This window comes from Enterococcus sp. AAFC-DPL-5182, assembly GCF_058216605.1.
Window position 1 is genome coordinate 769,327 of sequence record NZ_CM177101.1, and the last position, 12,484, is coordinate 781,810.

Annotated in this window: 12 protein-coding genes; 11 read left to right on the plus strand and 1 reads right to left on the minus strand. The window is 36.1% G+C overall.

Translation table 11 applies throughout. The annotated features are described in order from the left end of the window. Positions 1–7 precede the first annotated feature (7 nt). From celB to AC4BB7_RS03560, 10 genes are all read left to right on the plus strand, one after another. Positions 8–1,366, plus strand: a complete 1,359-nt coding sequence (gene celB, locus AC4BB7_RS03515; protein ID WP_490484450.1) for a PTS cellobiose transporter subunit IIC — start codon at positions 8–10, stop codon at positions 1,364–1,366. Between the two features lie 15 nt (positions 1,367–1,381). Then, on the plus strand, positions 1,382–1,900 hold the full coding sequence (locus tag AC4BB7_RS03520) for a GrdB-related putative oxidoreductase (protein ID WP_490484451.1): 519 nt from the start codon (positions 1,382–1,384) through the stop codon (positions 1,898–1,900). Positions 1,901–2,146: 246 nt separating this feature from the next. Further along, a complete protein-coding gene (locus AC4BB7_RS03525) occupies positions 2,147–2,593 on the plus strand; it encodes a CopY/TcrY family copper transport repressor (protein WP_490484452.1) in 447 nt (148 codons plus the stop codon). 36 nt (positions 2,594–2,629) lie between these two features. Beyond that, positions 2,630–2,830, plus strand: a complete 201-nt coding sequence (locus AC4BB7_RS03530) for a heavy-metal-associated domain-containing protein (protein ID WP_010770844.1) — start codon at positions 2,630–2,632, stop codon at positions 2,828–2,830. Positions 2,831–3,048: 218 nt separating this feature from the next. Further along, positions 3,049–5,133 carry a BglG family transcription antiterminator gene (locus tag AC4BB7_RS03535; protein ID WP_490484453.1) on the plus strand — a complete coding sequence of 695 codons (2,085 nt, stop codon included), beginning with the start codon at positions 3,049–3,051 and terminating at the stop codon, positions 5,131–5,133. Between the two features lie 39 nt (positions 5,134–5,172). After that, a complete protein-coding gene (locus AC4BB7_RS03540; protein ID WP_010770846.1) occupies positions 5,173–5,478 on the plus strand; it encodes a PTS sugar transporter subunit IIB in 306 nt (101 codons plus the stop codon). Positions 5,479–5,507: 29 nt separating this feature from the next. Continuing rightward, complete coding sequence (locus tag AC4BB7_RS03545) at positions 5,508–6,797, plus strand: PTS sugar transporter subunit IIC (protein ID WP_086315577.1); 1,290 nt, start codon at positions 5,508–5,510, stop codon at positions 6,795–6,797. Between the two features lie 14 nt (positions 6,798–6,811). Further along, on the plus strand, positions 6,812–7,213 hold the full coding sequence (locus tag AC4BB7_RS03550; protein ID WP_490484454.1) for a tetratricopeptide repeat protein: 402 nt from the start codon (positions 6,812–6,814) through the stop codon (positions 7,211–7,213). Between the two features lie 24 nt (positions 7,214–7,237). Then, positions 7,238–8,101 (plus strand): class II fructose-bisphosphate aldolase, encoded by an 864-nt coding sequence (locus tag AC4BB7_RS03555; protein WP_490484455.1) that lies wholly within the window; start codon positions 7,238–7,240, stop codon positions 8,099–8,101. A gap of 4 nt (positions 8,102–8,105) precedes the next feature. Beyond that, positions 8,106–8,723, plus strand: a complete 618-nt coding sequence (locus tag AC4BB7_RS03560) for a P-loop nucleotide/nucleoside kinase family protein (protein WP_490484456.1) — start codon at positions 8,106–8,108, stop codon at positions 8,721–8,723. Positions 8,724–8,841: 118 nt separating this feature from the next. On the opposite strand, the gene AC4BB7_RS03565 is transcribed toward AC4BB7_RS03560, so the two are convergent. Further along, positions 8,842–9,321 carry a GNAT family N-acetyltransferase gene (locus AC4BB7_RS03565; protein WP_086315581.1) on the minus strand — a complete coding sequence of 160 codons (480 nt, stop codon included), beginning with the start codon at positions 9,319–9,321 and terminating at the stop codon, positions 8,842–8,844. Positions 9,322–9,484: 163 nt separating this feature from the next. Here AC4BB7_RS03565 and AC4BB7_RS03570 point away from each other — a divergent pair, with 163 nt between their 5' ends. Beyond that, positions 9,485–12,307: a sigma 54-interacting transcriptional regulator gene (locus AC4BB7_RS03570; protein ID WP_490484457.1), complete on the plus strand. Its 2,823-nt coding sequence runs from the start codon at positions 9,485–9,487 to the stop codon at positions 12,305–12,307. Positions 12,308–12,484 lie beyond the last annotated feature (177 nt).

The following is a 12,484-nucleotide window of genomic DNA, read 5'->3' on the forward strand; positions in this document are numbered from 1 at the left end:
TCTCTATATGAAAAAGTTTTTGGATTGGTTGGAACGCATTTTGACACCGATGGCCAAAGTCATTGGGGAAAACAAATATCTTGTCGCGATTCGTGATGGCTTTTTACTCTCTACTCCTTTATTGATCGTAGGTTCTATTTTTCTTTTGATAGCAAACTTTCCTTTGCCTCAATGGGATCAGTGGATGTCAGCGATCTTAGGAGCGGATTGGGCTGAGCATATGGCGGTTCCTGCCAATGCGAGTTTTGATGTTATGACAATTTTAGCGGTGGTTGGTATTGCCTACAGTTTAGGTCGTCAATTTAAAGTGGATGCAATGCAGGCTGGAATTATTGCATTGGTGTCATTTTTCATTGTAACGCCTTATTACACAGAGTATACGCCAGAAGGGACAGAACAATTAGTTGAAGTTGCGAGCTTACCGCTAAAATGGATGGGATCTAACGGTTTGTTTTTAGGGATGATCGTTGCGTTGATTTCCACACGGATTTTTGTCTGGGTACTAAGTAAAGGCTGGACGATCAAAATGCCGGATGGTGTACCTCCCACTGTAGTGAAATCCTTTGAAGCTCTGATTCCAAGTTTTATTGTGGTCATGATTTTCTTTGTGGCAGATTGGTTGGTTAGTTTAACTTCATATGGCAACTTGCAAGCAATTATTTTTGACTTTTTACAAACGCCATTATTAGCATTAGGTAATACACTTGGGGCAATGATCATTGCTTATGTATTTTTACATTTTTTCTGGTTCTTCGGTATCAACGGCAGCAGTGTTGTCGGAGCGGTTTTTAATCCAGTTTTAAGAGCCTTATCTGTTGAAAATTTAGATGCCTATAAACATGGGCAAGAAATTCCAAATATCATCACTGGCCAATTTCAAGATATGTTCGCCACATTTGGCGGTGCGGGTTCCACACTTTCGTTGATTGTGGTCATGGTCATTTTTTGTAAGAGCCAACGAATTAAAAAATTATCACAATTATCTTTAGTGCCAGGAATTTTCGGCATCAATGAACCGATTATTTTTGGGTTACCGATCGTATTGAATCCATTGATTTTAATTCCGTTTGCTTTAGTACCAACGATCAATATCATTATTGCGTATTTTGCAATGGATTGGGGGCTAGTTCCTTTCACAAATGGAATCCAGCTGCCGTGGACTACACCAATTATATTTTCAGGATTTTTGGTAAGCGGCTGGCAAGGAGCTGTTTTACAAGGATTACTATTTGTTTTAGGAATGTTTATCTACTATCCATTTATTAAAGTAATGGACGATCAATACTTACGCGAAGAAGCACAAGCAGTAGAAACAGAGGAAGAAGAAGACATTGATTTCGATGATTTTGACTTTGATGATATTTAGAAAGAAGGTTCTTTGATGAAAAGAATTATACTTGTATTGAATCATGTGCAGGCAGGAATGGGGAGTGATGAAAATGCCCATTTAGCTCCTGGCGGTAAGAAAGCAGCGATGGGGCCAGGTCAGACATTAAATCCATTCTTTGAAGAACAGGATGCGCAAATTGTAGCCACTCTTTATTGTGGGGATCAATATTATTTAGAAAATCAAGAAGAAGTGACGAAAAAATTTGTAGGCTTTGCTAAAAAGTTTGAAGCCGATGCTATTCTATGTGGTCCAGCCATGCAGTACCCAAACTTTGGAGAAATGGCCGCTAAATTAGCGATTTCCTTTAATCAATATGGGCTTCCAGCAGTTGCGGCAATGTCTGTTGAAAACCCAGCGACAGAGAACTATAAAAGACAAATTCCAATCGTTAAAATGCCGAAAAAAGGCGGCATTGGCTTGAATGATTCATTTAAAAATATGGCACGATTGACTGCTAAAAAAGCACATAGACAAGACACGACAACAGTAGAAAAAGAGGTTTGCTTTTGATAAGTTCAGCTTATCAAACCGTTCAAAGCAGATAACACTCTAAGAGTACTCCTATAAGTAAGCGGAACAGACGTAAAACAAATGCATTTGTTTTACGTCTGTTTCTATAGATTGAGAGTCAGAGCAAAATTAGAAGGAATCTCCCCTTTGACAAACCGTAAAAAAAGAGCTATTATTATTATATTGATTGACTACACGTGTAGTTTTAACTAGTGGATCAAGAAAACGGTAAAAAGGAGACTTTTTATGTCAGATAATAAAAAAACATTAACTATCACTGATGCAGAATGGGAAGTCATGCGTGTTGCTTGGGCGACACAAGAAACCACAAGTAAAGAAGTGACCGATATACTTAATGAAAAAACTGAGTGGAAAAGTACCACAGTCAAGACTTTACTGAGTCGTTTAGTCGATAAAGGAATGTTAGGTACCACACGTAATGGCAATAAGTTTACCTATTTTCCATTAGTGGAAGAACGCAAAAGTATCGAGGCACTCTCGAAAGAGTTGTTGGCCAAAGTTTGTAGTAAGAAAGTCGGAAATGTTCTTGAGTCAATTATCGATGACAGTCTACTAAGTTTTGACGATATCGATCAATTGGAAAGACTACTGAAAGAAAAACGAAAGTCAGCAGTAAAAGAAGTGCCCTGTAACTGTATCAAAGGGCAATGTCAGTGTCATTTAGTTAGTTAGTAGTGCTAAAAAAACAATTATAAGGAGTGTTTATCAATGGAAAAAACAGTAACGATCAACGGAATGAAATGTGATGGGTGCGTAAACATCGTCAAAGAAAATTTTGAAAAAATTGCAGGGGTTCAATCTGCAAATGTCGATTTAGAGAACAAATCAGCATCAGTAACAAGTGATAGAGAAATTTCAAATACTGAATTGCAAAATTCATTATCAGAAACAAAATTTACTGTAGCGTAAAAATAAGCTGAACGAAAAGAATGTTTATTCAAATAAAAGTGTGGGCAAAACTAAAACAGTTTTGCCCACACTTTTTTTGTATACTAATGGTGCAACGATTTGCTAGTACACAAAAAAAATGTCTGCGCTTACAATTTTGCAATTAAATGTTGCAACAATCTCCACTAATCAATCACCCCGTCCAACTATATAATGAAATCAGACAAGGAGAGAAGCAAATGAAAGATCGAACGATACAAATATTTAAACGATTTATTTGGTCAGATTATTCTTTGACTCTGGATGAATTAAGCGAGGATTTCCAAGTCAGCAATCGAACAATCAGAAATGAGATTAAAGAGATCAATGCATTTCTCATCAGTCATAAATTGTCAGAGATTAAAACGATCCGAAACAGAGGAATGGTTTTAACACTAGAGCAATCAGAAAGAAAACAACTAGAGATCGTCATTGATGAAAAAAATGAATTTGACTATTTGAGCCGAGAAGAGCGGATTTTTGACTTGATTTTGGCTTTTTCTTTGTCGGAGCATCCTGTTTTTTTATATCAAAAGGAATCAGAGTATCAAATATCAAAAAGTACAATGGATGAAGATATGCGAAGGGTCAGAAATACTCTTCTCGCGTATGGTATCGAAGTGTTGAGTATTCCTAAACAAGGGATCGTTTTAAAAGGATCAGAGCGAACGATACGAACGATGATTTACGATGTGATCAACCAATCAATTGACAGCTTACGCTTTCTTGATGAAAAAGAAGCTGGTTTAAGTGTTTCAGAAAAACATTTATTTCGCTATATTCCTAAAAAGGTATTAAAAAAAATCGATCATGTGTATCATCAAACAATTTCTTCAAGAGAAGATATTTATCGCAATCAGTTAGTCATGTTTACGGCTGTTTGGTTAAGTCGCTATTTGAGACAAGAATTGATTCCAAGTTCTGATTGGGAAGTTTGGGATACGGAGCAAAATCAGCGCAGACTTTCTTTTGTTCATCAACTGTGTCGCACTTTAGCAGTTAGACCTCCGGTATCAGAATTGAATTATATCCTGTTTATGTTGGAAACCTTTGATACTGGGAGCATAAGCAATTCTGTTGAGTGGGTACAAGCCCAATTGTTGTCGATTCAGCTGATTCAATTTGTCGAACAAACGACGCAAATTCCCTTTTCTAAAAAAGAAGAATCCCTACATGAAGGCTTATATCGTCATATGGCTGGTTTGATCAGTCGGGTGAAAAGTGAAATACAAATTTTAAACCCGTTAAAAGAAACGGTAAAGCGGTATTACGGCAATATTTATTTTGCGATTGAAACATTTGCGCCAACGATTGAAGCAATCACTAAACATGAACTCAGTGAGGACGAAATTGCCTTTTTGACAATTCACTTTTCGACTTCGGTAAGTGCGATCAATCAAGAGCTGCAATATACCTATAAGGCAGTTGTAGTCTGTAATCACGGAACAGCTACCGGTCGATTATTGGCAGAACATTTGAAAGAATTATTTAGTATTGAGATAGTAGCTGTTCTAAGTACAGGTGAGATGGAACTGATCAAAAAACTAGATGTTGATTTGATTTTTTCAACACTGAGTTTAACCTATCCTGACAAGCCGATTTTAGTTGTAGATCCGATAATAAAAGTAGAGAGTCGAAAAAATATTCAAGAGTTCTTAGAACGAAATAGGCAATTTAAACGTTTAGTAAATAATGACAATGATTCTACGGAGTTATTTTATAAGGTTCTTGATTTAGTTAAAGAAAGTGGCGGTACGATTTCTAGCGATATCTATCAACAGTTAGAGACCACTTTTGATCAGAATCATTTAAAGATAAATAAAAGGGAGTTGCAGCCGATGCTGAAAGATGTCTTGAAAAAAAGCGATATCTTGTTACTAGAAAAATGTCCAGATTGGGAGAGTGCGATTCGACAAGTAGCACGTCCACTCTTAAAAGAAAACTGTATTAAAGAATCATATGTAAAGGCAATGATCGCTTCTGTCAATGAATTTGGGCCATACATCGTGATGGGAAAACATCTCGCTTTAGCCCATGCGAGGCCAGAAGATGGCGTTAATAGATTAGGTATAAGTGTTGCAACATTAGCTGAACCTGTTGTCTTTGGCAATGAAGCCAACGATCCTGTAAAAATTATTTTTTGTCTGGCAGCAGTGGATTCATTTTCCCACTTAAATATTATGAAAAGCTTGATTGAATTGATCAACGACGAGACAAAAATAAATCGTTTAGTGCGGTGTAGTAATGTCTCTGATTTTGAAGCAATTTTATATGAAGAGTGTTAAAGGAAACAAAAATAATAAAAATGACTGGAGAGAATCATCATGAAAAAACTAACGATTTTATTTGTTTGCGGAGCAGGATTAGGGAGTAGTTTTGCGGCTCAAATGGCGGCTGAAGATGTCTTAAATCAGAAAGGGGTGGAAGCAAAACTTGAGCATACAGACATTTCATCAGCAGTTTCTATGAATCCAGATATCATAATTACCGCGCAAAACTTTCAAACGCAATTTGAAAAATTTAGTATCGATGAAGAAAAAACAGCGATCATTTATCTGAAAAATATTGTTTCAAAAGCCGAAATAGATGAAAAAATCACACCAGTTTTACAAGCAAAAGGGGCTATTTAACTAAAAAATCATAATGGAGGGGCTTTATCATGGGGGTAGTTAATTTTATCATCGAGAATATTTTGACACAGGCATCGATCACGATCAGTTTAATAGCTATGCTAGGATTGATTTTACAGAAAAAATCGATTGGTCAAGTGTTATCAGGTTCATTAAAAACATTGTTAGGGTTTCAAGTTTTAAGTGCTGGCTCTAGTATTATTGTGGGGAGTCTGACTTACTTTGGTGAGATTTTTACAGAAGGATTTCATATGCAAGGAATTATTCCTTCTATCGAAGCGATCAATGGCCAAGCAATGAATGAGCTGGGCTTAGGACGGGATATTGCGTTAACATTTTTAGCTATTTTTATATTTAATATTTTGATTGCTCGTTTTACAAAGTGGAAGTATATTTTCTTAACAGGTCAAGCGATTTTATGGATGGCGACGATGACGACGGTTTTTGGGTATTTTGCCGGACTTCGTGGGATCGTACTGATCATTGTCGGAGGATTTATCGGAGGTGTTTTCGCTGTTGCTATGCCAGCGATCGCACAGCCCTTTATTAGGAAAATAACTGGATCAGATGATATTGCCTTGGGACATTTTTGTACGATCGGTTATTTATTTGAAGCAGGTGTTGCTTGGATTTTTGGTGAACGTGGTGAAAACAAAAAGTCGGTGGAAGATCTTAAATTACCGAAATCCTTTGAGTTTCTTCAAGATACGTATTTGTCTGTGATGGTCGTGATGGTTCCTTTATATATCGTAACGGTATTGTTTGCGGGTGAAACATTTGCGTCAACGTTATCCGGCAATCAAAACTATATTATGTTTGCTTTTTTACAAGCCATTCAATTTGTAGTCGGTGTGTATGTATTGCTGGCAGGTGTTCGTTTATTACTTGGAGAAATCGTACCAGCTTTTAGAGGGATTGCAATGAAATTAGTGCCAAATGCGATTCCAGCGTTAGATTGTCCAGTATTTTTCCCATATAGCCCAAATGCAGTGATTCTAGGCTTTATCACAACCACGATCGGTGCTGTTTTAGCGATGTTCATTTTGCCGACATTTGGTTTGGCGATGATTTTACCAGGAATGCTGACTAACTTTTTTGCAGGTGGTACAGCAGGGATTTTTGGAAATGCAGTTGGCGGCAGACGTGGTGCAATCATCGGGGGGATCGCACATGGTTTCTTTATTACGTTATTACCAGCACTATTAGTGACGATCTTCAATAGTATGGGCTTCGTCAATGCTACAGCGACTGATGTGGATACTGTCACAGCGGCTCTCTTATATGCTTGGATCATAAGCCCGATCATGAAAGCTTTTTAAAAAGGGGTGAAAATATGTTTGATTTCCTGAAAAAGAAACAAAAGAGCGTTGTGAAGCCAGAAGTAGAAGAAGTTTTGACAGAGGAAGAAAAAATTGAACTTCGTAAAAAAGTTGATGAACTTGCGCTAGAAATAAATAGCGTCCAGCTGACAGACACAATACTAGCTGAAAAATACGAAGAAACAGGTTTATTACTAGCACAACTAAATGAAATCGATCAAGCAGTCATAGCGCTAGAAAAAAGTCAGTCCTATCAAAATAGTATCGGATCAGGCTACAAAAAATTAATGAGCTTGTACAATCAAAAAAGAGCAGAAGCTGCAAGAAATGGTGATGACGCTGGAATTGATCAGTGGATGAATAAAATGGACGATATGCGACAAATCGCCAAAAAAGTAACGATCAGCGGTCAGTAAAATTGAAAGATGAGGGAGAAATACATGTATACAACATTGAAAGAAGTCACGAAAACAGCAGAAGAATTGAATTTTACAGTGGGGGCTTTTAATGCCCACAATTTAGAAATGTTGCCAGAAATGATTCGAGCAGCCAAAGAAATGGGTGCACCGATCATTATCCAAACCAGTGTGGATACAGCCAAATACATTGGGTACGATGTACTAGTTTCAGTTGTCAAAACAATGGCTGAAAAAGAAATGGTGGATGCAGTGCTTCATTTGGATCATGCTAGAAACTTTGATGATATCAAAGAAGCAATCGATCTTGGCTACACGTCAGTCATGTATGATGGCTCTCATTTACCTTTTAAAGAAAATATTTTAAAAACAAAGGCTGTGGTGGAATATGCACATAAAAAGGGTGTTTCTGTTGAAGGGGAACTTGGAACGATCGGCGGTACTGAAGAAGGGATCCATGTAGAGGAAAACGACAAAGTCTACACAAAACCAGAAGATGCCCGTACTTTTGTGGATGCCACAGGAATCGATGCTTTAGCCATTGCAATCGGAACGAATCACGGTCAATTTAAATCCAAAACGGAAGTTAATTTGCTCTTATTGAAAGAAATTAACGCAATTGTTGATATTCCACTAGTTATTCACGGCGGAACGGGTGTCAAAGAAGAAGACTATCCTGAACTAATTAATAATGGTATCCGTAAATTCAATGTGGGGACTGAACTCTTAGTTAATTGGACTAAAACAGCGAAAGAATCATTTGAACAAACAGCTGTCAATAAATCATTACGCTACAATGTAATTCCAGCTAATGAAGCGTGTCACGATATCGTTAAGCATAAAATAGGCTTGTTTCTGAATGTGGAAAATCCAATCCATATAGGGTAGTCAAATGAAAAAATTGTTGATTTTACTTGCTGGTAGTCCTGCAACTGGGAAAACCTATCTGATCCAAAAAATCAGGGAACAGATTCCGAATATCTTCCTGATTACACCAGATGAAGGCAAAGAATTGTTTGCTGACTCAGTTGGTTTTGATTCACTTGCTGAGAAGGCTGAGTTAGAAAAGAGAGTTTGGCGCTTTTATTATGGTGTTCTAGCGCTATATATGGATGCTGGGAAACAAGTGATTGTGTCAGAATATCCATTTAGCGATAAACAAAAAAGCACGCTTTCAAAACTAGCCAATACTTATGAGTACGAAGTGATTACGATTCGCTTAGTTGCTGATTTTGATGTGTTATGGGAAAGAAGAAACGTGCGAGATCTGGAACCAGAGCGGCACCTCAGTCATTTAATGACACACTATCATTATCTTGATCAATTAGAGGATCGAAGCAAAGCGGACAATCACATTACAAAAGAGGCATTCGAACAAATAATCCAAACAAGAAAATATAACGAATTTCAGTTAGGAGAAGTTCATGAGTTTGATGTTACTGATTATGGGAAAGTAGATTATATCAATTTGATTCACTATTTGAAACGAAAAGTCGAAAGTGAAAATTAAAAAATAGTCATCAATTAGTTGACCAAAAACCGCACAATGCGCTTTATGCATTGTGCGGTTTTTAAGGAATTTCATACTCTTTATACAGATTTTCAGTAATCTTAATAAAACGAATCGCTTAGTTTTTATCTCTGCGATAAACCATCAAATAATTCATAAGCATGACACCGTTACGGTATTTTACTTTTTGTTCCACTAGCTCAAAGCCAAGTGATTCAAAAAACGGTTTGGCTGTGATCGATGAATAGACCGTAAGCTCTTTTGCTCCAGCTTTCAGTGCATGATCCATTAAATCTTTAGCTAGCATCTTCCCGATACCATAGCCGATCCATTTTTTATCTACATACAAGTAATCAAGTTCACCTGTATCTGTGATATTACCAAAGCCAATCACTTCCATTCGATTTAGGGCAACGATTGCATAAGTAGGTTCAAGTCTAGCATGCCATTGATCATAATCAGGTGTTAGTTGGACCCATTGATCGATTTGTTGCTGTGTGTAATCTTTTTTATTGATTGCTTGAACTGTTCCATTAAATATAGTCAGTATGTCTTTTAGGTCAGATTGTTGATATTTTCTTAAACTGAATACAGTCATTATTCCTTCACTCCTATTCACTAAGCTTAGTTTAATCACATAATAGAAATATGTCAAAGTATAATTTACAAGATAGGGTATTTTTTAGCAAAATAATCGCCTCTATTAACTTATCAAGCAATCAAGTATAATAATTCTTAATAAACAAATGAGGTGAGCAGATATGCAGCGGCTAGAAAAAGTAAGCAATATTCTCGCTGAACAAACCAAAAAGCAAGAAACAATTGAACAATTGAAAGGGGTTACGGCTCAAGAAATCAGTGAACAATTATCTTTGGCAAGAAATACTGTCAGCGAAGATTTAAATAAACTACTGACCAAAGAAGAAGCGGTCAGAGTGAAAAGTCGTCCTGTTTTATTTTTTAGTAAACAGGAATTAGAAAAAATTTATGGCTGTTCCTTTAAGGATCAACTATCGTTTAAAAACTTAGAGGCATTGACTATGTTTTTAAACGCACAAAAAGTAGATGAATCGTTTTATGAAGAAAATCGTAAGTTAGAAGAGTTTTCAGAAATCATCGGATATAAAGGCAGTTTAAAAGATAGTATTGAAAAATTAAAAGCAGCTGTTCTCTATCCACCAAATGGTTTAAACATTTTATTAGGTGGTGAATCTGGGGTTGGGAAAACGTTATTGGCTGAAGCACTCCATCGCTATTACGAAACATTTGTAAGTGAAGAAATGCCATTTATTTATTTTAATTGCTCAGAATATTTTAACAACCCAGAGCTATTGACGACTCATCTTTTTGGCTATAAAAAAGGTAGTTTTACAGGAGCGGTTGAAGATAAAGCAGGGCTTGTTGAATATGCTGACCAAGGTTTTTTATTTTTAGATGAAGTCCATCGGTTACCGAGTGAGGGACAGGAAAAACTTTTCACATTACTGGATAAAGGTTATTTTTCAAGAATGGGTGAAGCGGATGTTAAAAGAGCGGTCAATATTCGCTTTATTTTTGCGACAACAGAAGATTTTTCGCAAACCTTTTTAAAAACCTTTCTCCGTCGAATTCCTGTCTCTCTGATGCTCCCTTCTGTTAAAGAAAGACCTATCCAAGAAAAAATCGAATTAGTGATCAAATTTTTTCAAAATGAAAGTCGTAAAATCAAAAAAGATATCACGGTTCAGTATCAAGTGATCGAACAATTAGTGTTTAAAAAATATACAGGTAACGTCGGGGAAATGAAATCCGAAATTCAATTCATTTGTGCACAAGGTTATCTAAAACAGATTGAAAAGCAATCAGTGTCATTGATGATCGACCAAACATTATTATTGAATGAAGAACCTTTAGAAAAAGATGCGAAAGATCAAATTGCTTTAAAAGAACTCTTGGATGGTAAGAGCTTAAAGATAAAATCAGATGATCGAACATCAGCCAGCCATTATTTTACAACGAGAGATAAAATCAACGATGCGTTCTATGATTTTTTATTAAAAGAATTTTCCAATTTGAAAAATAGCAATATTCCCCAAAAAGAAGTGGCTTCGATTCTACAGAAAAAAATCGATCAATTATTTGATATGCGTTTATTTGAACCGATGGCTAAAACACAATCGATGCGAACCATTGATGAGAGCTTTGAGCAAAAAATAGCTGAATTAACAGCTTATATCTCTGAACTGACAGGCTTTACAATTCAAAAAAATCTTATAGAAGTGCTGGCGAATCATGTTTATTCTACTTTGTTATTTATGGAGATTCCTAATGATGATTTTTATCTGTATTCTAGCCAGTTAATGTTAGGCCGACTTGAAAATTATGATATTTCAAAAAAAATTGTAGAAAAAGTCTCGACCCTTTTTTCAGTAGAATTGCCTAAAACAGAAATTACTTATTTTGGCTTGCTGCTTAGAAAATTAAAACAAGCAGACAGCCAGTATCAGCGTAATGACGAGTGCGGTGTAATAGTTGTCGCACACGGCTCAACGACTGCTACGAGCATGGCGGAATATTCTAATATTTTATTTTCTAGTAATCTCCTAAAAGCTGTCAATATGCCAATTCATCAAACTGTGGAAGAAACACTTGAGAAGGTTAAAACTATTATTAAAATCAATAAGTATAAACGATTGATTTTGTTAGTGGATATTGGCTCACTGGTTTATTTTGGTAATCTGATCAGTGAAGAATTTGGGATCGATGTATTACTGGTCAAAAATATCAATTTGTTATCACTACTTGAAGTTTCTAGAGAAGTAATTTATGAATCAACTGATTTCAACTACTTACTTCCTGTATTGAATGAAAAAGGACACCTTTCATCTATTTGCAAAAAAGGGCATTTTTTTGATTCAAAAGTACTTATCGTTTCTTGCATGACTGGACTTGGGACGGCATTAAAAATCGAAAAACTAATCATCGATGTCTTCCAAGAAGAGGTGTTGCAAAACATCCGAATACTAACACTAGATAATAGTGAAATACAAGATATCGAGCGGATTCACCAACATATTCGAGCAGATGAAAAATTAGTGGGGATCGTGGGCACTTTTCAAACAGAAGTACCTGATATTCCATTTATTCCATTAGGAGAATTATTTTCAGAAAAAGGCGTAGAACGTCTCTTGCTATTATTCGGTTATGATATGTCAGATAAAAAGAATCGAGTGCTGAAAGATAAAATAGCGAAACGTTACGTACATGGATTGTCGTTAAAAGCGATCATCAATCATATTACTGTGTTAAATCCGCAACGCTTATCAATCGAAGTCAGCCAGATTTATGATGATTTGTGTCGACAATTGAATTTGAATAGTGATGAAAAAATCATGTTGCGCTTTTTGATCCATACTTGTTGTACGGTGGAACGTTTGGTGATCAATAATGAATACAGCACATCTGATTATAATGTGTCGTACAAAGACATCCCAAATGAAGCATCTGTCATAAAAATGGCCTTTCGTCCCTTGGAAGTGTCGTACAATGTTCAATTTTCACCATTAGAAATAAAATATATTTATGAATTGCTTTATGGCAATTGAGAATAATTAAGAAGTCCGTAACTCTGTTTAACAGAGGGTGTTAGGGGCTTTTTCTGTTTAAACTTCGCCCTTATTATTAAACTACGCAGTAATGTGCTAAGTTCATTTAATTGTACATTTTAAATGAGTTTTATTTTACGACAGATTATTGGCACAGGACTTGCTATTTAGTTAAGC